At 64.2% G+C, this 20,971-nt stretch carries 14 protein-coding genes, 1 tRNA gene and 2 pseudogenes; 12 read left to right on the plus strand and 5 right to left on the minus strand.

Annotated features, from left to right (window positions below):
* Window positions 1-251 (plus strand): transposase (locus tag YY7_RS52620; protein ID WP_035690782.1); only part of this gene is annotated, 251 nt, incomplete at its 5' end.
* A gap of 213 nt (window positions 252-464) precedes the next feature.
* Here the strand turns inward: YY7_RS52620 and YY7_RS0124855 are convergent.
* The gene (locus YY7_RS0124855; RefSeq protein WP_028165614.1) at window positions 465-1,499 is read right to left on the minus strand and encodes a cysteine synthase A; all 1,035 of its coding nucleotides are present in this window, start codon (window positions 1,497-1,499) and stop codon (window positions 465-467) included.
* 562 nt (window positions 1,500-2,061) lie between these two features.
* On the opposite strand from YY7_RS0124855, the gene YY7_RS0124860 reads away from it, so the two are divergent.
* The 5 genes from YY7_RS0124860 to YY7_RS0124880 all read left to right on the plus strand — a co-directional run bounded on the left by YY7_RS0124860 (window position 2,062) and on the right by YY7_RS0124880 (window position 11,974).
* A complete protein-coding gene (locus YY7_RS0124860) occupies window positions 2,062-3,474 on the plus strand; it encodes an efflux transporter outer membrane subunit (RefSeq protein ID WP_080663831.1) in 1,413 nt (470 codons plus the stop codon).
* Window positions 3,464-4,882 carry an efflux RND transporter periplasmic adaptor subunit gene (locus tag YY7_RS0124865; RefSeq protein ID WP_028165616.1) on the plus strand — a complete coding sequence of 473 codons (1,419 nt, stop codon included), beginning with the start codon at window positions 3,464-3,466 and terminating at the stop codon, window positions 4,880-4,882. The genes YY7_RS0124860 and YY7_RS0124865 overlap by 11 nt, the downstream gene beginning before the upstream one ends.
* 105 nt (window positions 4,883-4,987) lie before the next feature.
* Window positions 4,988-8,116 (plus strand): efflux RND transporter permease subunit, encoded by a 3,129-nt coding sequence (locus YY7_RS0124870; RefSeq protein WP_028165617.1) that lies wholly within the window; start codon window positions 4,988-4,990, stop codon window positions 8,114-8,116.
* Window positions 8,116-11,220 (plus strand): efflux RND transporter permease subunit, encoded by a 3,105-nt coding sequence (locus YY7_RS0124875; protein ID WP_035690784.1) that lies wholly within the window; start codon window positions 8,116-8,118, stop codon window positions 11,218-11,220. Before YY7_RS0124870 ends, YY7_RS0124875 begins: the two co-directional genes overlap by 1 nt.
* 34 nt (window positions 11,221-11,254) lie before the next feature.
* On the plus strand, window positions 11,255-11,974 hold the full coding sequence (locus tag YY7_RS0124880; RefSeq protein WP_028165619.1) for a tRNA-uridine aminocarboxypropyltransferase: 720 nt from the start codon (window positions 11,255-11,257) through the stop codon (window positions 11,972-11,974).
* Window positions 11,975-12,018: 44 nt separating this feature from the next.
* Here YY7_RS0124880 and YY7_RS0124885 read toward each other — a convergent pair.
* Window positions 12,019-12,092, minus strand: a tRNA-Cys gene (locus YY7_RS0124885).
* A 109-nt stretch (window positions 12,093-12,201) separates the two neighbouring features.
* Window positions 12,202-12,384 (minus strand): hypothetical protein, encoded by a 183-nt coding sequence (locus YY7_RS0124890; RefSeq protein WP_028165620.1) that lies wholly within the window; start codon window positions 12,382-12,384, stop codon window positions 12,202-12,204.
* Window positions 12,385-12,940: 556 nt separating this feature from the next.
* Between YY7_RS0124890 and YY7_RS0124895 the strand changes: the two genes are divergently transcribed.
* The 6 genes and pseudogenes from YY7_RS0124895 to YY7_RS0124915 all read left to right on the plus strand — a co-directional run bounded on the left by YY7_RS0124895 (window position 12,941) and on the right by YY7_RS0124915 (window position 19,648).
* Window positions 12,941-13,843 carry an ABC transporter substrate-binding protein gene (locus tag YY7_RS0124895; protein WP_028165621.1) on the plus strand — a complete coding sequence of 301 codons (903 nt, stop codon included), beginning with the start codon at window positions 12,941-12,943 and terminating at the stop codon, window positions 13,841-13,843.
* Window positions 13,843-15,471: an amino acid ABC transporter permease/ATP-binding protein gene (locus tag YY7_RS0124900; RefSeq protein WP_028165622.1), complete on the plus strand. Its 1,629-nt coding sequence runs from the start codon at window positions 13,843-13,845 to the stop codon at window positions 15,469-15,471. The genes YY7_RS0124895 and YY7_RS0124900 overlap by 1 nt, the downstream gene beginning before the upstream one ends.
* 52 nt (window positions 15,472-15,523) lie before the next feature.
* Window positions 15,524-16,765: an acetamidase/formamidase family protein gene (locus YY7_RS0124905; RefSeq protein ID WP_028165623.1), complete on the plus strand. Its 1,242-nt coding sequence runs from the start codon at window positions 15,524-15,526 to the stop codon at window positions 16,763-16,765.
* Window positions 16,766-16,896: 131 nt separating this feature from the next.
* A pseudogene (locus YY7_RS65130) lies at window positions 16,897-17,917 on the plus strand (helix-turn-helix domain-containing protein); the annotation flags it as partial.
* A gap of 74 nt (window positions 17,918-17,991) precedes the next feature.
* Window positions 17,992-19,248, plus strand: a pseudogene (locus YY7_RS65135) (acetamidase/formamidase family protein); the annotation flags it as partial.
* A gap of 16 nt (window positions 19,249-19,264) precedes the next feature.
* A complete protein-coding gene (locus YY7_RS0124915; protein WP_028165625.1) occupies window positions 19,265-19,648 on the plus strand; it encodes a RidA family protein in 384 nt (127 codons plus the stop codon).
* A gap of 204 nt (window positions 19,649-19,852) precedes the next feature.
* Here YY7_RS0124915 and YY7_RS0124920 read toward each other — a convergent pair whose 3' ends face one another.
* Together YY7_RS0124920 and YY7_RS0124925 are read right to left on the minus strand one after the other, a co-directional pair.
* On the minus strand, window positions 19,853-20,734 hold the full coding sequence (locus tag YY7_RS0124920; protein ID WP_028165626.1) for an NAD(P)/FAD-dependent oxidoreductase: 882 nt from the start codon (window positions 20,732-20,734) through the stop codon (window positions 19,853-19,855).
* Window positions 20,724-20,936: a hypothetical protein gene (locus tag YY7_RS0124925; protein WP_028165627.1), complete on the minus strand. Its 213-nt coding sequence runs from the start codon at window positions 20,934-20,936 to the stop codon at window positions 20,724-20,726. Before YY7_RS0124925 ends, YY7_RS0124920 begins: the two co-directional genes overlap by 11 nt.
* Between the last annotated feature and the right edge of the window lie 35 nt (window positions 20,937-20,971).

The following is a 20,971-nucleotide window of genomic DNA, read 5'->3' on the forward strand; positions in this document are numbered from 1 at the left end:
ATGCGCCGAAGCAGGGTGACGGTGTCGGCGTCGCGGATTGGCGTGAACGCATGCAGAGCGAGGACGGTAAGGCATTCTACCGACTGCGCGCCGAGCACGAATGCATCAATGCCCATGCCCGCCGCATGGGACTGCGCCAGCTGACCCTGCGCGGCAAGATCAAGGCCCGCATCCATCTGCTGTGGTTCGCCGTCGCTCGCAACATGATGCGCTTCCTCGCCTTGCACGCCAAGGCGCGGGTCGCGGCATGAACAGGGAGCCCACGCCAGCAGGCGCCACAAAGCACCGCCAGCACCGGCCTGGCATTGGCGGAGGTTTGGTCAGATCGCCGTCATTCGGCGCCGGCTCAACCGAAAAGCTTTACGGTCGCCGCCTTCCAGCCAGCCCGTCAAATCTAGAATTCTCCGGGCGAGCGCGAAACATTCTCACCCTCTCAGGATGAGGTTCGCGAGTGTTGCCAAGTCTTAGACAAACGGCACGTCGATCTTGGTGCGCTTCTCGAGCCATGCCGGCACCGGCAGGTTCTTCGAGCGCATGAAATCCGGATTGAAGAGCTTGGACTGATAGCGGTTGCCGGAGTCGGCGAGAATCGTGACGATCGTCTTGCCGGGCCCGAGCTGCTTTGCCAGGTGGATCGCGCCGGCGATGTTGATGCCGGTCGAACCGCCGAGGCAGAGGCCCTCATGCTCCAGGAGTTCGTAAATCACGGTGACCGCTTCTTCGTCGGAAATCAGGAAGGCGTCATCGACCTTGGCGGTCTCGATGATGGACGTGACGCGGCCAAGACCGATGCCCTCGGTGATCGAGTCGCCCGGCGTCGATTTGGCCTCGCCATGCTTGAACAGTTCGTACATCGCAAAGCCGTGCGGATCGGCGCAGGCAGTGACGATGGCGTTGTTCTTTTCCTTCAAATAGCGGCTGGTGCCGGCGAGCGTGCCACCGGTACCGACCGAGCAGATGAAACCGTCGACCTTGCCGCCGGTCTGCTGCCAGATCTCCGGGCCGGTCGAGTCGTAGTGCGCCTTGGCATTGTCGAGGTTGTTCCACTGGTCGGCGAACAACACGCCGTTCGGCTCGGTCTTGCGAAGTTCGTCAGCCAGCCGTTTGCCGACATGCTGATAGTTGTTCGGATTGGAGTAGGGCAGCTGCGGCACCTCGATCAATTCGGCACCGCACAGCCGCAGCATGTCCTTCTTTTCCCGGCTCTGGGTTTCCGGGATCAGGATCAGGGTCCGGTAGCCGCGGGCGCTGGCGACAACCGCAAGCCCGATGCCGGTATTGCCGGCGGTCGATTCCACCACCAGCCCGCCCGGCTTGAGCGTGCCACGTTTCTCGGCTTCCAGGATCATCCATTTGCCGGCGCGGTCTTTCACCGACTGGCCTGGGTTCATGAACTCGGCCTTGCCCAGGATGGTGCATCCGGTCAGCTCGGAGGCACGCTTCAGCTTGATGAGCGGCGTATTGCCGATGGCTTCGACGACGTCGTTGTTGATTGTCATGTCGGGGGTATTCTTTGCCGGTTATTTCGCTCCCGACTGACCCTAGTGCGGGGGCGGCAAAAGGGAAAGGCCCTTGCGCCCGCGGTGCGCGCCGACCCGAATCGACCCACCGGTCCGCGGCAATCTCCCTCGCGACTCTCGGTCCGCGAAATGGGCCGCCGGATGGCGTCGGAGCATTGGGGATTTGGGGCAACAGGCGCCCGGAAATCCCCATGAAATCTTCGTAAGATTCCGGCAGCTTCCGGTGCCGACGAAATTGAAGTAAGGCCCGTAACATAAGGACAACTTGCTATTCGGCGGTTCCCTGGTTGAACTTGGCCGGAGTCTCTCGTCGGGTTGGCAGGACTGTCCGCTTGCCATGCCCTCGGAGTAGTATGACGGCGCGGTTCCATTGGAAGCATCACTCCGTGAACGTTCGACAGACCATCTCCCAACGCGTTGCGAACTCATCGCGACTTGATTCGGCGCGCGGAGGAGAACGGAGGTGACCCAACGCATCCGGGGGGCTGCTGTCAGCGCACGGCCGCGCGCGCCTGTGCCAAGCCTGCGAGGCGTGTTGCGCATGTTTGCGGGTTTTGTGATTGCCGCGAGTTCGGCCGGCTGCATCCTGACCAAGGATATTCCCGATCCTGCGCTGGATATTCCCGGCGGCTACAAGGCGGCGCGGCCGGCAAAGGCCTCCGACGCGCCGCCGACGCTCGACTGGTGGCGCGGCTTTCGCTCGACGGAACTAACGACGCTGATGGAAGAAGCCCAGCGGGTCAATCTGGACATTGCGGCGGCAGTGGCGCGTTTCAAGCAAGCGGACGCGCAGGCTCGGATTGCTGGCGCGGCCTTGCTGCCGACGCTCTCCGGCTCTAGCTCCGAGACGTATTCACGTACCTCCGGCTCGAGCGCGAGTGGCCTCAGCATCGGCGGGCGCGAGGTGGTCAATTACAACGCCTCGCTTGCCGCGAGCTATCAGCTCGATTTCTGGGGCCAGAACCGCGACGCTGCGCAGGCGGCTGAAGAGACCGCGGTCGCGAGCCGGTTCGACCGCGAGGTGGTGGCGCTGACCACGCTGACCGCCGTCGCCAACGCCTATTTCCAGGTGCTGACGTCGCAGGATCGAATTCGCACCGCCCAGCGCAACATCGCCAGCGCCGAGCGTGTCCTCAACGCGATCAAGGATCGCTTCAAGGCCGGCACCGGCACCGATCTCGATGTCGCGCAGCAGGAGAGCCTGGTGGCCAATCAGCGCGCGCTGGTGCCGCCGCTCCGGCAGACCCTCGACCAGAACATCAATGCGCTGGCGACGCTGGTGTCGCGACCGCCGGAGAGCGTGCGCGTCACCGGCGGCTCGCTCAACAACATCGCCATTCCCCGGGTGACGCCGGGCTTGCCGTCGGCATTGCTGACGCAGCGTCCCGACATCAGACGACAGGAGGCGCAGCTCGCCGCCGCTACCGCCAATGTCGGCAGCGCCCGCGCGCAGTTCTTTCCGAGTATCCAGTTGACCGGACAAGGCGGCTATCAGAGTTCGGCGCTGTCGGCACTATTCCAGCCGCATGCCGCCTTCTTCAGCCTGGTCGGCGGCGCGACGCAGCCGATCTTCGACGGCGGACGGATCCTCGGCAATTTCGAGTTGACGCAGGCGCAGCAGGAAGAACTGCTGCAAACCTATCGCAAGACAGTGGTGCAATCCTTCGCCGACGTCGACAACGCGCTGGTGGCGATCCGCGAGACCACGATCCGGCTGAAGCTGCAGCGTGACGTCGTGGCGTCGTCACAGCGGGCATTCCAACTGGCCGAACAGCAGTTGCGGGCTGGAACTGCTGACATCGTAACTGTGCTACAGACCCAACAGACTCTGTTCCAGGCCGAGGACGCGCTGTGGCAGGCGCAACTGGCGCGGCTGCAGGCGATCATCAGCCTGTATCAGGCCCTGGGCGGCGGCTGGGAGCCAAAGGTGGAGAGATCGGTCGATGCTCTTTAAGCCGGAAGCAAAGGACAACGCGAAGGCTGCGGAGGTGAAGAAGCAGGGCCTGTTGCCGCGCCTGCTCAAGCGGATGGTATCGCTGATCATTGCCGCCGTGATCCTCGGCGGCCTCAGCTATATCGGCTGGCTGGCCTGGCAACAGAAGGGCGGCGGCCACAATGCCAACGCGCGGCCGGACCTGCCGGTGCCGGTGCTGGCGGCCATGCCGCGCGTGCAGGACATGCCGGTCTATCTGGACGGCGTCGGCTCGGTGCGTGCGCTGAATACCGTTACGGTTCGCTCGCAGGTCGACGGCAAGCTGATCAGGGTGAACTTTGTCGAGGGGCAGGACGTCAAGAAGGACGACGTGCTCGCCGAAATCGATCCCGCGATCTATCAGGCCCAGTACGATCAGGCCGTCGCCAAGAAGGCGCAGGATGAGGCGCTGCTCGCCAATCAGCGGCTCGACCTCGCCCGCTACCAGCAGCTCGCCCAAACCAACGCGGGCTCAAAGCAGCAAGCTGATACCCAGAAGGCGGTCGTTGCGCAGCAGGAAGCGCTGGTGAAGGCCGATCAGGCCGCGATCGACAACGCGGCGGCGACGCTGAGCTACACCAAGGTCATTGCGCCAATTTCAGGGCGCGCGGGCCTCCGCCAGGTCGACCAGGGCAACATCATTCATGCCTCCGACACCACCGGCCTCGTTGTGCTCACCCAGTTGCAGCCGATCGCGGTGTGGTTCAGCTTGCCGCAGCAGCAGATCGTGCGGGTGAATGCCGCCGCCGGCCAGGGCACGCTCGCGGTCGACGTGTTCGGCAATGACGGCGTGACTGTGATCGATACCGGCAAACTGACCGGCATCGACAATCAGGTCGACCCGACCACCGGTACGCTGAAACTGAAGGCGGAATTTCCCAACGGCAATTTCCAGCTCTGGCCCGGCCAATTCGTCAATGTGCGGCTGAAAGTCGAGACGCTGCCGAAGGCGATCGTGGTGCCGACCTCGGCCGTGCAGCGCGGGCCAGCCGGAACCTTCAGCTATGTGATCGGCGAGGACAATATCGCCACTGCGAAACCAGTGACGGTCATTCAGCAGAACGAGCATGACGCCGTGATCGGCAAGGGGATCACGGCCTCCGACCGCGTCGTCACCACGGGATTTGCCAATCTCGCCGATGGATCGAAAGTCATCATCGGCAAGGACGATGCCGCGCCGACCGCCGATCTCGCGCCGCGCAAGCGCAGCCGCAGCCCGGATGCCAAGAACGGCCAGGCCAAGGATGGTCAACCCAAAGATGGTCAAGCGAAGGACGGCGAGCATCGTTCGCGGCGCGAGCGCACGCAGGGCGAAGGCGATCAGAAGGGCTCGAGCGGGGCAGCAACGGGGGGTGAAACGTCAGGCGGCGCAGCGAAGTCGCAGCCGTGACGCGACGACTATCCCAGAGCATGATCCGGAAAAGTGGAAACCGGTTTTCCGAAAAGATCATGCTCCAGCAAAGAGATCACTTCGCAAGGACGAGTACGCAAAGCCATGGGCGTCTCTGAACCGTTCATCCGCCGGCCGATCGCGACCTCGCTGCTCGGGATCGCGCTTTTGATCGGCGGTGCTCTCGGCTATTTCGCGCTGCCGGTCTCGGCGCTGCCCCAAGTCGATTTCCCGACAGTGCAAGTGTCGACGCAACTGCCGGGCGCCAGCCCCGACGTGATCGCTTCCCTGATCACGGCACCGCTCGAACGCCAGCTTGGACAAATCCCGTCGCTGTCGTCGATGAACTCGACCAGTTCGTTCGGCGTCAGCCAGATTTCGCTGCAGTTCGATCTCAACCGCGACATCGATGGCGCGACCCAGGACGTCCAGGCCGCGATCAATGCCGCCGCCGGCGTATTGCCGAAGAACCTTCCGTACCCGCCCGTCTACGCCAAGGTAAATCCAGCGGATGCGCCGGTCATGACGCTGGCGCTCACGTCGGAGACGATCTCGCTGCGCGCGATGAGCGACCTCGCCGACACCATCCTCGGCCAGCGGCTGAGCCAAATTTCGGGTGTCGGCCGCGTCGCCGTATTGGGCGGCCTGAAACCGGCGGTGCGGGTGCAGGCCGATCTGGCGCGGCTTGCAGCCTATGGCATCTCGATGGAGGACCTGCGCAACGCGATTGCCGGCGCCAACGTCTCGGGCCCGAAGGGATCGCTCGACGGCGCGCAGCAAGCCTATACGATCGCCGCCAATGACCAGATCGCGGTGGCGGAGGCCTACAAGCCGATCATCATCGCCTATCGCAACGGCTCGCCGGTGACGATCGGCGACGTGGCCGTGATCGTGGATGGGCTCGAGAACGACCGCACCGGCGGTTGGTATCAGGGCACACCGGCTGTTATTATCGACATCCAGCGCCAACCCGGCGCCAATGTCATCGAGGTCGTCCGCCAGATCCGCGACGAGATCCCGCGGCTGCAGCGGCTGATTCCGGCCGGCGTCAACCTGACCGTCGTCAGCGATCGCACCGTCACCATCCGCGCCTCCGTACGCGACGTGCAGTTCACGCTGATCCTGAGTGTCGTGCTGGTGACGCTGGTCGTGCTGCTGTTCCTGCGGTCACTGCGCGCCACGCTGATCGCGGGCGTCGCGCTGCCGTTGTCGCTGATCACGAGCTTCGGCATCATGTATTTTGCCGGCTTCAGCCTCGACAACCTGTCGCTGATGGCGCTGACGATCGGCACCGGCTTCGTGGTCGACGACGCCATCGTGATGATCGAGAACATCGTCCGCCACATGGAGGAGGGCGAGCCCGTGATGGAAGCCGCGCTCAAGGGTGCGAGCGAGATCGGCTTCACCGTGATCTCGCTGACGCTGTCGCTGATCGCGGTCTTCATTCCGCTGCTGTTCATGTCCGGGCTGGTCGGGCGCATGTTCCGCGAGTTTGCGCTGACGCTGACGATCGCGGTGGTGACGTCGGCGGTGGTCTCGCTGACGCTGACGCCGATGATGTGCTCGCGGCTCTTGAAGCGTGTCGACGAGGAATTCGTGCTGCCGGGCCTCGGCGCCATCAGCCGCTTCATCGACCGCATGGTCGACTTTTACCACGGTACGCTATTGTGGGTGCTGCAGCGCCAGCGTGCGACCCTGATTGTGACCTTCGCTACCGTCGCGCTCACGCTGTTCATGTATGTGATCGCGCCGAAGGGCTTCCTGCCGCTCCAGGATACGTCCTCGATCACTGCGGTAACCGAGGCCGGCCCGGACGTCTCTTTCGCTGAAATGCAGGCGCGACAGAGCAAGGCGGCGGACCTGATCAAGTCGGACCCGGACGTGACCGGCGTGGTTTCCGTGATCGGCGCCGGTTCGGTCAACCCGACCACCAATGTCGGCCGGCTCGTGATGACGCTCAAGCCGCTCGGCGAGCGGCGCGACGACATTTCGAAGGTGGTGGCGCGGCTGAAGCAGAAGACGGCCTTGATCCCCGGCATGACCATCTATTTCCAGCCGGTGCAGGACGTGCAGATTTCCACACAGTCGAGCCGGTCGCAGTACCAATACACGCTGAACGGCACGGACGCCAAAGAGGTGTCGCTCTGGGCGGGCAAGCTGGTCGCCGAGATGCGGCGTGATCCGATGTTCCGCGACGTGTCGTCGGAGGCGCAGGAGGCCGGCCTGCGGGCGGCACTCGATATCAATCGTCAGCGCGCCGGCCAGCTTGGCGTCAGCCTGCAGGCCGTCAACGATACCCTGAACGACGCGTTCGCGCAGCGGCAGATTTCGACCATTTACGGGCAGGCCAACCAGTACCGCGTCGTGCTCGAGGCGCTGCCGATGTATCAGCGCGATCCGTCGATCCTCGACAAGCTGTATTTGCCCGGAGTGAACGGCGCGCAGGTGCCGCTGTCGGCAGTGGCGACGCTGACGCGCACCACGGCGCCGCTTGCGATCTCGCACCAGGCGCAATTCCCGGCGGTGTCGCTCAGCTTCAACCTCGCGCCCGGCGAGGCGCTCGGCGATGCCGTTGCAGCGGTGAAGGCGATCGAGACCCGGATCGGCATGCCCAACAGCATCGTCGGAGTCTATACCGGCGACGCCGCGGAATTTTCCAGATCGCTCGCGGGCCAGCCCTGGCTGATCCTCGCCGCGATCATCACGATCTACATCGTGCTGGGCGTGCTCTATGAGAGCTACATCCACCCGATCACGATCCTGTCGACGCTGCCTTCGGCTGGTGTCGGCGCCATCCTGGCGCTGATGCTGTTCGGGCAGGACCTTTCGGTCATCGGCCTGATCGGCATCATCCTGCTGATGGGTATCGTCAAGAAGAACGCGATCATGATGATCGACTTCGCGCTGGAGGCTGAGCGGCACAAGGGCATGTCACCCTATGACGCGATCGTGCAGGCCTGCCTCTTGCGCTTCCGGCCGATCATGATGACGACATTGGCGGCGCTGTTCGGCGCGCTGCCGCTTGCGATCGAAAGTGGCACCGGCGCCGAGCTGCGCTTCCCGCTCGGCATCTCCATCATCGGCGGCCTCCTGCTCAGCCAGTTGCTGACGCTCTACACGACGCCCGTGATCTACCTCGCGCTCGACCGGCTGAACCGCAGGATCGAGCACGCGCTGCCAGACCCGGGGCCGCAGGGCCCGCCGGTCGCGGGGGCGACCGAGGGGATGCAGTGATGGCATCGATCTCGATCTCGGAACCCTTCATCCGCCGTCCGGTCGGCACCACGCTGATGGCGATCGGGCTCTTCCTGCTTGGGATCGTGGCGTACGAGTTCCTGCCGGTGGCGTCGGTTCCGAACGTCGATTTCCCGATGATCAGGGTGTTCGCGTCGCGGCCGGGCGCCGACCCTTCGGTGATGGCTGCGACGGTGGCGGCGCCGCTGGAGCGCCGGCTCGGCGAGATCGCGGACGTGGAGCAGATCACGTCGGTGAGCTCGCTCGGCAGCACCAGCATCCAGGTGCAGTTCGCGATCGGACGCAACATTGATCGCGCTGCGCGCGACGTGCAGGCGGCAATCAACGCCTCGATGGCGGATCTGCCGACCGACCTGCCGACATTGCCGATCTTCAGGAAGGCCAATCCAGCGGCGGCGCCGGTATTCGTGCTGGCGCTGACATCGAAGACGATGTCGACCAGCGCGATGTACGACGTCGCGGATACCGTGCTCGCGCAGCGCATCTCGCAAGTGCCGGGAGTGGGCGAGGTCACGGTCTCGGGCGCTGATCAGCCGGCGGTGCGGATCTCGCTCAATCCGGTCGCGCTGTCGAATGCCGGCATTGCGACCGATGACGTCCGCCAGGCCATCGTCAACGCCAATCCGCTCGGACCGGTCGGCATCTTCAATGGCGGCCGCCAGAGCGAGACGCTCTCGATCAATCCGCAGATGCGGACCGCCGCCGAGTTCCGCAACATCCTGATCAAGAGCTCGAGCGGCAATTTCGTCCGCCTGTCGGATGTCGCCGAGATCGAAGACAGCGTACGCAACGTCCGCTCGGTCGCCTGGTTCAACAAGCAGCCGGCGGTCCTGATCCAGATCACCAAGCAGGGCGATGCCAACGTCATCGATACCGTCGACCGGGTGACGGCGATGCTGCCGGAGCTGAAGCAGTGGATTCCCGCCGGTCTCGAGATTTCCACGCTCGTGGACCGCACCGGCACCATCCGCGCCAGCGTGCTCGACATGCAACTGACGCTGCTTGCCACCGCCGGGCTGGTCATGGTGGTGGTGTTCGTGTTCCTGCGCCGCTTGACGCCGACGATTGCGGCAGGCGTCTCGGTGCCGCTGGCGCTGGCGGGCACCTGCGCCGGCATGTGGCTCGCCGGTTTCTCGATCGACAATCTGTCACTGATGGCGCTGGCGATCTCGGTCGGCTTCGTGGTCGACGATGCGATCGTGATGATCGAGAACATGTACCGCAATCTCGAGCAGGGCATGGCGCCTTATCCGGCGGCGCTGGAGGGCGCCAGGCAGATCGGCTTCACCGTGGTTTCGATCTCGCTGTCGCTGATCGCCGCCTTCACCCCCCTGATTTTCATGGACGGTATCGTCGGACGGCTGCTCCGCGAATTCTCGCTGACGCTGACCTTCGCCATCCTGGTCTCGACCCTGGTGTCGCTGACGATCACCCCGATGATCTGCGCGCACTACATCAAGGAAGCGACCTCCGCCCGCGCCACCTGGTTCGACCGCCTGATCGAGGGAACCCTGTCGCGCATCGTGCGCTTCTATACGTGGACGCTGCGCGGCGTGCTCGATTTTCCGTTCCTGACCTTGCTCGTGTTCTTTGCCACCATCGCGCTGACCGTGACGCTCTACATCAAGACGCCGAAGGGCTATTTCCCGACCGACGACAGCGGCTTCGTCATCGGCGCGACGCGGGCATCGGCTGACACCTCGTTCCAGGCCATGCTCAAGCTGCAGCAACAGGTGGCCGACATCGTGATGGCCGATCCCGCGGTCGCCGGCATCGGCTCATCGCTCGGGAGCGGCGGGATGGGCGGCGGCGCCAGCCGTGGCACCATGTTCATCAGCCTGAAATCGCCGGAGGAGCGGGGGGGAGTTTCGACACAGCTTGTGATCGATCGCCTGCGCCGCAACCTATTCATGGTGCCGGGGATCCGCCTGTTCATGTTCGCGGCTCAGGACGTCCGCGCCGGCGGGCGACAGAGCGATTCCGACTACCAGTACACGCTCTCGAGCGCCGATCTCGATTTGTTGCAGAAGTGGGCGCCGATCGTCGCCAAGCGCATGGAGACCGTCGAAGGTATCACCGACGTCTCCAGCGATCGCGACCCTGGCGGATTGCAGCTCAACCTGGTGATCGACCGCAAGACCGCCTCAAGCCTCGGCGTCCGTGTGCAGGATATCGACAACGCGCTCAACAACGCTTTCTCGCAGCGGCAGATCTCGATCGTCTATACCCAGCGCAACCAATACATGGTGGTGCTGGAGATCGATCCGAAATTCCAGACCGATCCGTCCAATCTCGAGCGAATCTACGTGGCGGGCGCCAACGGCGCCCAGGTGCCCTTGTCGGCTGTGGTCCACTATCAGCGAGGGCTGGCGCCGCTCGCCGTCTATCACACGCAGTCCTTCCCCTCGACCACGGTATCATTCAATCTGCTGCCGAACGTGCCGCTGGAGCAGGCGACGTCGAATATCCAGCGCGCGGTCGATGAATTGCATATGCCCGAAGGCATCCGTGGCAGCTTTGACGGCAACGCCGGCGACTTCAACAAGACCAGCGGAAGGCAGCCGCTCCTGATCCTGGGGGCGCTGGTCACGATGTATATCGTGCTCGGGGTGCTCTATGAGAGCCTGGCGCATCCGCTGACAATCATCTCGACCTTGCCCTCCGCAGGACTGGGCGCGCTGCTGGCTCTGCAACTGACCGGTACGCCCCTGACCGTGATCGCCTTTGTCGGCATCATCCTCTTGATCGGCATCGTCAAGAAGAACGGCATCATGATGGTCGATTTCGCGCTGGACGCCGAGCGGCAGCGCGGCCTGTCCTCGGCGGACGCGATCTTCGAGGCCTGCAGCGCAAGGTTCCGGCCGATCCTGATGACGACCATGGCGGCGCTGTTTGCCGGCATTCCGCTGGTGCTCGCCACCGGTCCCGGGACGGAGCTGCGCCGGCCGCTCGGCATCACCATCATCGGCGGCCTGTTCGTTTCGCAGATCCTGACGCTCTACACCACGCCGGTGATTTACCTGTTGATCGACCGGTTGCGGCGGCGCGCCGAACCTGCCGCGCTGGCAGCGCCCGCGGAATAGTTGAATTGGCGGCCGCGTAGCGTATAGCGGGCGGATGACGGAATCAGATCAGACAATCCTTGCCGAGCCGGTCGCGGACTGCCCGCATTGCGGCAAGCCGATGCCGCTGTGCATCTGCGACAGTGTTACGCCGATCGAGAGCCGGATCGGGCTCCTGATTCTGCAGCATCCGCAGGAGCAGGATAGGGCGCTCGGCACCGCACGGCTGACCGCGCGCCACTTCGAGGACGCGGTGGTGCGGATCGGGCTGTCCTGGCCGAGCCTGTCGAAGGCGCTGGGGCGACCGGTGGCGGACCCGTCGCGCTGGGCGGTGCTCTATCTCGGCTCCGCCAAGGTCGCCGATCTCGACACCGATGCCGAGGTCGTTGCCGTCGAACGCAAGGCCGAGCTGGAGCCGAACCAGCGTAGCGTCCTCGGACGCATCGAAGGCATCGTGCTGCTCGATGGCACCTGGAGCCAGGCCAAGGCGCTGTGGTGGCGCAATCCCTGGATGCTGAAATGCCAGCGGGTGATTCTGGGCCCCCGCCAGCCGTCACGCTACGGTCAGCTTCGCCGCGAACCGCGCCGCGATGGACTTTCCACGATCGAGGCGGCCGGCCTGCTGCTCGCCGCGCTCGAAAAGCGGCCGGACATTGCCGAAACCCTGAATGCGAGCTTCGAGCGGATGCTGGCAAGATATCGCCAGGTGCAGCGGACGATGCCGGAACTCGCCCCAAAGCCGAAAAAGCGCGATTTTCGGCGACGGAAGCGATGAAAGCGACGCCTCATCTATCAGGCGTAAGCCATTGATTGTATGAGTGGAGGCCACGACCAGAATTGAACTGGTGTACACGGTTTTGCAGACCGTTGCGTAACCACTCCGCCACGTGGCCTCAAGCGGGGCGGATCAATACAGAGGTTCAAGGACTTAGGCAACCGGCCCCGAACCGGTTCCTGCAGAATTCTGAAACTCCAACTGCGTCGCCGGCATTGCGGCGCTCTTTAGCAGGAGGCGTACCAACCATCCGGAAATGGGATGAGCGGCCAGGGCGTCTGGTTGTCATTCGCCGGGCGTGGCGGCGGCTGGAAGCGGGGCAATGGCTGAGCCATGAAATCCTCCTGCGGCGTCGGGGCGACGGCTGCTCGCACAGCGTCCAACACCAGATCAAATTCAGCTTCGCTCATTGCGCTCTCCGGGGGTTGTGAGCGCAACGTCGCAAAATGGGTTTGTGGGCGGATTGAGCGGATCGCTTCAATTTTAGCGATCCGGCAGCCGCCCCCTCACTTGGTTACCAGAGTCTTGCTAGTGCCGTATGAACGCTATTGCCGGCGCGGTCCCACCGCACTGTGAGAAAAATCACATTTGACCAAAATGAATTCGCGTAAGTCCCAATCTCGCCTGCAGTGGAGCAGGCAGGATTGAGCTTAGGGAGACGCGGTCATGAAGGCAAGCGCTACGCGATCGGCGGCCTTGAAAACCCGCGCCCGTCGCCTGCCTGCGTCGGCAGAAGGCTAGTCTGAGCGCGGTGTGCTCCGCGGTGTTCGAGCAGTGAATCGCGCGCCCCAAACGTCGGGCCATGACTCGAATACAATTTGAGCAGCCGTTGCCCAAACCGCAGGCCCGCTTCATCCAATTTTTTGTACGCCGCCAGACAAGCTTTTGCGGAGCGGTTCCCCGTAGCCTTCGTTCCGAGCTTTGGGACATGGCCGTGGCCATGACAACGTCGGAGGAGCTGGCAACATGCAGAAATGGCTTTGTGGGGAAGCACGGCACGCGTCACTTCCGTGGCGTCGCGCGATTCTGGGCGCGATCGTCGCCGCGGGTTGTCTGGTGCCGCTAAGCGCGCAGGCGGCGGCGCCGGCGGCATGCGCGGCGCTTCAGGAGAAATATCCGGACTGGAAGGGCAAGACGCTCGTCAACGCGATCAACCCGCATACGCCGGGCTATGAATCGATCGACCCGAAAGACCCGAGCAAGTATGTCGGCTTCGACATCGATCTCGGCGAAATGATCGGTGAATGCCTCGGCTTCAAATTGACCTACAAGGCCGTGACTTTTGCCGCATTGCTGACGACGCTCGCCAGCGGGCAGGCCGACATCGTGATCTCGGACATCTACGCGACCGAGGAGCGCGCCAAGGCGGCCGACTTCATTACCTATTCGAAGGTGTTCGACGGCGTGCTGGTTGCCAAGGGCAATCCGAAGGGCATCAACGGCATCAACCTGTCGCTGTGCGGCGCGGCGGCGGCCGAAAACACCGGCTTCGTCGAGGTGCCGCTGGTGCAGGCCCTGATTCCCCAGTGCAAAGCTGCCGGCAAGCCTGAGCCGACGCTGCAGCTCTATGACAACAACGCCAACTGCATCCAGGCGATCCTGGCCGGCCGGGCCGACACCTACATCAACGACGTCAACACCGTCGACAACGCGGTGAAGGCCTATCCGGACAAGCTCGAGAAGGCGATCGCGGTGACGATCCCGTACTCTGTCGGCATCGCCGTGCCCAAGGACAAGCCGAAGTTTCGCGACGCGGTGATGGCCGCACTGACGGAGATCTACAAGTCCGGCGACCAGCTCGCGCTGCTCAAGAAGTGGGGACTTGATCCCGACAATCTCAAGGAACCGGGCCTGCTGACCGTCAACTGATGTCCCTGTTCCTGCACTATCTCAGCCTGCCTTACCTGCTCGCGGGCATCGAGCTCACCCTGGAGGTGACCGCCCTCGGGCTCGCAGGCGGGCTGATCCTCGGCCTGATCCTGGCCTGGATGCAGCTCAGCCACCTCTGGTGGCTCTCGGCGATCGCGCGCGGCTACACCGTGATCTTCCGCGGCACGCCGCTGATCCTGCAGATGGTGTTCGCCTACGACGCGCTGCCGCATATCGGCATCAAATTGCCGGCCGTGCTGGCGGCCGGCCTCGCGCTCGCCTGCAACGAGGCGCCATTCATTGCCGAGATGCTGCGCGCCGGCGTGCTCGGCGTCGAGCGCGGACAGATATCAGCGGGACAGGCGCTCGGCATGACGCCGGCGGTGCTGATGCGGCGGGTGATCGCGCCGCAGGCGATCCGCACCATGATCCCGGCCTTCGGCAACGAGTCCGTCAGCGCGTTGAAGAATTCGTCGCTGGCCTCCGTGATCGCGGTCCAGGAATTGACGCTGCGAAGCACGCAGCTTGCGTCCTCGACCTTCGATTTCTTCTCGATCTTCTTCGCCTCCGGCTTGATCTATCTCGTGCTGACCGGCGCGATCAGCGGCATTCAGCTCGCCTTGGAATGGTTGCTCGATCTCGATCGTGCCTCACGCAAGCGCACGCTCGCCGATTATCTGCCCTGGCGTCGGGTGGATCTCCTGACCAAGCTGGAGCTTGCGGAGAAGACTGCGCCGCCGGTCGACGTTGCGGCGCGCATAGAGCCGGACATTCCGGCGCCGCTGTCGAGGACGCTGACGCCGGAGGAGCGTGCCAGACGCACCGCCACGATCGCGCGCAACAATGTCGCCGTCGAGGTGAAGGATCTGCGCAAGAGCTATGGCGCGCAAGATGTGCTCGACGGCTTGGATCTCACGGTTCGCGTCGGCGAGGTCATCGCGCTGCTCGGACCCAGCGGCTCCGGCAAGAGCACGCTGCTGCGCTGTATCAATCATCTGGAGAATTGGGATGCCGGCGCGGTGCGTGTCGGAGGACGGCGGCTCGGCTTCGACGACGACGGCAGGCCGCTGTCGCCGCGCGCGATCGCCAATGAGCGCGCCAATGTCGGTGTCGGCATGGTGTTCCAGCAGTTCAACCTGTTCAGCCACCTGACGGCCAAGGAGAACGTCGCGGGTCCCTTGCGCTGGGTCCATGGCATGACACGAATTGACGCCGAGCGTCGCGCGCGCGAACTGCTCGACCGCGTCGGCCTGAGCCATCGCGCTGATGCGCTGCCGCGGCACCTGTCGGGCGGGCAGCAGCAGCGGGTGGCGATCGCCCGCGCGCTGGCGCCGAACCCGAGCGTGTTGCTTCTGGACGAGCCGACCTCGGCACTCGATCCCGAACTCGTCAACGAAGTCCTGGAAGTGATCCGGCGGCTCGCCATCGACGACGGCCTGACCATGATCATCTCGACGCATCAGATCCGCTTCGCCGATGAGGTGGCCGACCGCGTCGCCTTCCTGAGCGGCGGCAGGATCCTGGAGGAGGGGCCGGCGCATGAGGTGCTGTCCAATCCGCGCCATCCCGTCACCGCGCGCTTCCTCAGCGTGATGGAAGCCGACAAGACGCCGGAGCCGGTGAGATGAAGCGTCACGCGCCAGAACTTCGATCGTTCCGATCCCCCGAAGAGGCACTTGCATGAGGCACTTTACCCTGCCGGTCTCGCCGGCCACGGTCCACTGGGGCTACTTCAGCAAGAAGGTCGCGCCAGCGCTGACATTGCGCTCGGGCGACCGCGCCACCATTGAGACGCTGACCCATCACGCCAATGACGATTACGAGCGCATGATCGCGGGTGATCCCGGCGCCGAGAGCGTGTTCCACTGGACGCGCGAGCACAAGGCGGTGGCGCGCCGCGGCTCCGGCCCGACCGAGGGGCCATTCATCCGCGGGGCGGGTGAGGGGCTTGGCGTGCATCTTTTGACCGGGCCGGTTGCGATCGAGAACGCCGAGCCCGGCGATGTTTTGGAGGTGCGCATCCTCGACATCAGGCCGCGTCCGAGCTGCAGCGCTTGCCACGCCGGCCGCTGCTTCGGCTCGAACGTCGCAGCCAATTGGGGCTTCCATTATCACGATCTCATCGAAGAGCCGAAGCCGCGCGAGGTGATCACGATTTTCGAGCTCGACACCTCGGGCGAGCCGTTCGCGAAGGCCGTCTACAACTACGTCTGGACGCCGCAGACCGATCCCGATGGCATCGTGCACGCCACCATCGATTATCCCGGCGTGCGGGTCGACCATGCGACCATCCGCAAGCGTGAGAACATTCTCACCGGCATCAAGGTGCCGGCGCGGCTGCATTTCGGGACCATGGGGCTGGCGCCGTCGGAGGCCGACTATGTCAGCTCGATCCCGCCGAGCTATACCGGCGGCAATATCGACGACTGGCGGATCGGGAAGGGAGCGCGGATGTATTATCCGGTAGCCGTCCCCGGCGCGTTCTTCTCGGTCGGCGACCCCCATGCTGCACAAGGCGACAGCGAACTCGGCGGCACCGCGATCGAGACTTCGCTGACCGGGGATTTCGAATTCATCCTGCACAAGAACAATGATCTCGGCGGAACCGCGCTCGAGGGCCTTACGCATCCGATGCTGGAGACCGACCATGCCTGGTCGGTCTATGGCTTCACCTATCCGAACTATCTCGCCGAGCTCGGCGCCGGTGCGCAGACCGAGATTGCCAACCATTCCAGCCTCGACCGTGCGATGCGAGACGCGTTCCGCAAGCTGCGGCGGTTCCTGATGACCGTGCACCGGCTGAGCGAAGACGAGGCGATCTCGTTGATGTCGGTCGGCGCCGATTTCGGCGTTACCCAGGTGGTCGACGCCAATTGGGGCGTGCACGGCACGATCCGCAAGAACGTCTTCAGGTGCGACTAATGCCTTGAGAATGGACCGCTTTTGATCGTGGGTTGAATTTGCCGGCGTCGTTTTGACGCCGCCATTTTGGCGGAGGACTGCGCTTGTCTGGCACGCGGGTTGCTTCGATCGGCCCTGATTGGGTCGAACCGATGAGCTTCCGTCCGTTCACGAGTGAATCCTACGCGCGAGACGACCGCCTGGAGGCCTGGCGGGACGTGCTGGCTGCGGTCGGCCTGCAGCCGGCTTCCGCAAGCGCATTCGACGACGGTCACGCGACGGCCTCGCATCGCAACGCCGTGGGCGTGGCGCTGAGCCGGATCGCGGCGGGATCGCAGGGGATCGCGCCGCTGCCGCAATCGGGGGAGGGATTGCCGATCGCGCTGCTCCCGATCGAGGACGGCGTGATGCTGCGGCAAGGCGCGAGCCACCGTATCGTTCCCGTCGGCCATCTCCTGCTGCTGCCGCGGCATGGCGACTGGAGCCTGATGTTCCAGCGCGATATGCGCGCGATCATCCTCTCTGTTGCAGCCGAAGCGCGGCACGGCCGCCTCATCGGCAGGCCGATCGCGTCCGAAGCCCGCATTATCGCGCCCGCCGGTCTTGCCGATGTGTTCTCGCGATTGCTGGATGCAACCTCCCGCACCCTGGAGACGCTGAGCGACGTCGAATGGGCGGCCATTGCGCAAAGCCTCGTCGATCTTCTCTTGACGCTTGCGCACCAGTCCACCTCTCCCGCCTCAGAGGTCGCCGGTACGGCCACGCAAGCCGCGATCCTGCACCGGATTTGCCAGAGCATCGAGCGCAACCTCGACAATCCCGAGCTTGCGCCGTCGCGTGTCGCGCAGGCCGAAGGGATTTCCGAGCGCTACCTGCAGAAGCTGTTCGAGGGCGTCGGCGACAATTTCTCGCACTATGTACGCGAGCGGCGGCTGCAGCGCGCCTGGGCTGATCTGTCGAACCTGGCCGAGGCGCATCGATCAATCTCGGAGATCGCCTATCGGTACGGCTTTAGCGACTCCGCGCATTTCAGCCGCGCCTTCCGTCATCGCTTTGGTCTGCCACCGCGCGAGTTTCGCCAGCAGGAGGCCGAGCGCGCGGCGCCGTCGTCGATCGCCGCGGGTCAGCGCGGCTGGCCGCAGGAGGCGCTTGCGCAACTGCGAACGCATCAGCCATCGAGCGTCGGAAGGAATATGGCCGCCGTCACAACGGGGCCGGCGCACGAAGGCGGACGGGAGCATCGCGCGGCCCACCACCATCTCTCCGTCGACGCGAACCGCGTGCATTGGGGCTACTTCAGCCGCACGCTTGCGCCGCAGGCCGAGATCAATTCCGGCGACACGATCACGATCGAAACCCTGACCCAGCATGCGTCTGATGATCCTGAAAGAATGATCACGGGTGATGCCGGCGCCGAAAGCGTGTTCGGCTGGACCAATGACCGCAAGAACGTCGACCGTCGCGGCGCCGGTCCGATGGACGCCTCGGTGTTCGGGCGCGGCGCGGGCGAGGGGTTCGGCGTGCATATCTGCACTGGCCCGATCGCGGTCAAGGACGCGCAGCCTGGCGATGTCCTGGAGGTGCGCATCCTCGATATCGTGCCGCGGCCGAGCCGCAATCCGCATTATGAGGGCAGGGTATTCGGCTCCAGCGTCGCGGCCTGGTGGGGCTATCACTACAACGAGTTGCTCGCCGGCCCCAAGCCGCGCGAGGCGGTGACGATCTACGAGATATTTGACCACGACGAGACGCCGCATGCGCGTGCGCTCTATTCCTACCGCTGGGAACCGCAAACCGATCCATTCGGCGTGGTTCATACGACCTACGATTATCCCGGCATTCCCGTCGCACCTGGTTCGGTGAGGCGCCGCCACGCCGTGCTCGACGGCATCCGCATTCCGCTCCGGCCGCATTTCGGCGTGATCGCGGTCGCGCCGCGCGAAGTTGATTTCGTCGATTCCGTGCCGCCGTCCTATTTCGGCGGCAATCTGGACAATTGGCGGCTCGGCAAGGGGACGACCATCTATCTTCCGGTATCGGTGCCAGGCGCGCTGCTCTCGGTCGGCGATCCCCATGCCGCCCAAGGCGACGGCGAGTTGAGCGGGACGGCGATCGAATGCTCGATGACCGGCACGTTTCAGGTGATCCTGCACAAGAAAGGCAATCTGGCCGGCCAACCGTTTGCCGATCTCAGCTATCCCCTGATCGAGACCGCGACCGATTGGGTGCTGACCGGCTTCAGCCACCCGAACTATCTCGCCGAGTTCGGCGCGCAGGGACAGAGCGAGGTCTATGCAACGTCCTCGCTCGACCTTGCGATGAAGGACGCCTTCCGCAAGATGCGGCGCTTCCTGATGAACATCAAAGGTCTCAGCGAGGACGAGGCGATCGCGCTGATGTCGGCAGCGGTCGATTTCGGCGTCACCCAGGTCGTCGACGGCAATTGGGGCGTGCATGCGATCCTGAGCAAGCGGTTGTTCGAGGACGCGGCACTGTCGCGATAACAGAAGGATACCGACATTGAGATTCCACATGATCGCAGGCGGGCCAAAGCCCGTCGCGCCCTTCAGCCACGCTGTCGAGGCCGACGGCTTTGTCTTCGTCACCGGCCAGATGCCGGACACGCCCGCTAGTCCCGGCGTATTGCCTGATGGCATCGTCGCGCAGACCAAGGCGGTGATGGAAAATCTGCGCGTTGTGCTCGAGGGTCTCGGTCTCGGCTTCGAGCACATCGTCATGTCGCGCATCTATCTCACGCGCTTCAAGGAAGACTACGCCGCCATGAACGAGACGTATCGCAGCTATTTCCCGCCGGACCGCCTGCCGGCACGCACTTGCGTCGGCGTCACCGGGCTTGCTTATGACGCGCTGATCGAGATCGATCTGGTGTGCCGCCGGCCGTGAGTGCCGGCGCATTCACGATTGATCGCGCGGCCCGCCACGCCGTCGTCCTCGCGAAAGCGAGGACCCATAACCACAGGGTGTTGTGGCTCGAGCAAGCGGTTGCAGCGGAGCACACTACGCACGGAAATAGCTTCCCCGACGCGCGTTCGTCGCAAACGTCTGTTGTCTCGCTACATCGCTGGACCGCTCCCCAATGCGGGCCCCTCAAAACACCAGTGAACGGTGCACATGCACCCCCGCTATCGCACCATCGCCGACCGCAAGCGATACCGAATGCGGTGCTCGCGCGACGTCTCCGCACGCAAAGGCGCCGCGCACCGTCGTTTGCTTGGTCTCGTCGGTTCGGATCTGAGTGCCGAACGGAGTCGTTTCCAATTCGCAGCCAAGCGTCTCAGCCAATGGCGTGGAGGGCGCATTGCGCGTTGCCGTGAACAGGCCGGCGAAAGGCAGGACGCGTCCGTCTTGCAGCCTCACGTCTGCGTGGCCTTCGATGCTTGCGACCGGACCTGCCTCGATCGTAACGCCACGCGCAGCAAGCTCGGCGCGGGCGTTCGCGTCCGGCTCGAAGGCACCGTTGAGCAGGAGCGTCACGTCTCCCCATTCCGTAAACAGAACGACGTGATGGAGCACGTCGGGGCTCGTGGCGATTACACCGATCCGTCCCTCATTCAGTTCATATCCGTGACAATAGGGGCAGTGAAAGATGCTACTGCCCCAGCGCTCGGCGAGCCCATCAAGAGGAGGGAGTGCATCGCTGACGCCGGTGGCAAGGATAAGCCTCTTGCCACGATAGAACTCGCCGTCGGCTGTTGTCACCGCGAAACCATCTCCTCGCCGCTTGGCGTCGGTAGCGGTCCCCTCGAGCCATGTGAGCGTCGGATAGGCCGTGAGCTGTTCTCGCGCAGTGCGCGCGATCTCGGCCGGATCGACCCCGTCCTGACCAAGAAAGCCATGGGATTCCGAGGCGAACCGGTTGCGCCGGACGCCTGCGTCAACGACGAGCACCTTGCGCCGGGCGCGCAACAATTGAAGGGCCGCAGCCATGCCGGCGTAGCTGCCGCCAATGACGATCACGTCATGAAGCATTTCGGTTCCTTTCCTTGTGCGCCACACGACGCCGCGAGAATTCCGCACTGAGATCGGCGATGGCGATGGCGCCGAAGCGATCGAGCAGTAGCGCCCCTGCTTCGGCGAAAGCTCCGTCCAAAACGGCGTTCAGCGCTTCGCCGGGCTCAGCCATGCGCAAAAGAGTATGAAGCACGGAGAAGGAGCGGCCGTCTCGCATCATGTAACTTCGTATATTACATGATATGCCGAGTTTCA

This window comes from Bradyrhizobium elkanii WSM2783, assembly GCF_000472865.1.
In the GTDB taxonomy this organism is placed as follows: domain Bacteria; phylum Pseudomonadota; class Alphaproteobacteria; order Rhizobiales; family Xanthobacteraceae; genus Bradyrhizobium; species Bradyrhizobium elkanii_A.

Bases quoted from the DNA above. Each gene is read 5' to 3' on its own strand.
- YY7_RS0124900 (WP_028165622.1), top strand. From the start codon at position 13,843: ATGTCCCTGTTCCTGCACTATCTCAGCCTGCCTTACCTGCTCGCGGGC.
- YY7_RS0124870 (WP_028165617.1), top strand. From the start codon at position 4,988: ATGGGCGTCTCTGAACCGTTCATCCGCCGGCCGATCGCGACCTCGCTG.
- YY7_RS0124890 (WP_028165620.1), bottom strand. From the start codon at position 12,384: ATGAGCGAAGCTGAATTTGATCTGGTGTTGGACGCTGTGCGAGCAGCC.
- YY7_RS0124855 (WP_028165614.1), bottom strand. From the start codon at position 1,499: ATGACAATCAACAACGACGTCGTCGAAGCCATCGGCAATACGCCGCTC.
- YY7_RS0124925 (WP_028165627.1), bottom strand. From the start codon at position 20,936: ATGATGCGAGACGGCCGCTCCTTCTCCGTGCTTCATACTCTTTTGCGC.
- YY7_RS0124880 (WP_028165619.1), top strand. From the start codon at position 11,255: ATGACGGAATCAGATCAGACAATCCTTGCCGAGCCGGTCGCGGACTGC.
- YY7_RS0124860 (WP_080663831.1), top strand. From the start codon at position 2,062: ATGTTTGCGGGTTTTGTGATTGCCGCGAGTTCGGCCGGCTGCATCCTG.
- YY7_RS0124905 (WP_028165623.1), top strand. From the start codon at position 15,524: ATGAGGCACTTTACCCTGCCGGTCTCGCCGGCCACGGTCCACTGGGGC.
- YY7_RS0124895 (WP_028165621.1), top strand. From the start codon at position 12,941: ATGCAGAAATGGCTTTGTGGGGAAGCACGGCACGCGTCACTTCCGTGG.
- YY7_RS0124865 (WP_028165616.1), top strand. From the start codon at position 3,464: ATGCTCTTTAAGCCGGAAGCAAAGGACAACGCGAAGGCTGCGGAGGTG.
- YY7_RS0124920 (WP_028165626.1), bottom strand. From the start codon at position 20,734: ATGCTTCATGACGTGATCGTCATTGGCGGCAGCTACGCCGGCATGGCT.
- YY7_RS0124875 (WP_035690784.1), top strand. From the start codon at position 8,116: ATGGCATCGATCTCGATCTCGGAACCCTTCATCCGCCGTCCGGTCGGC.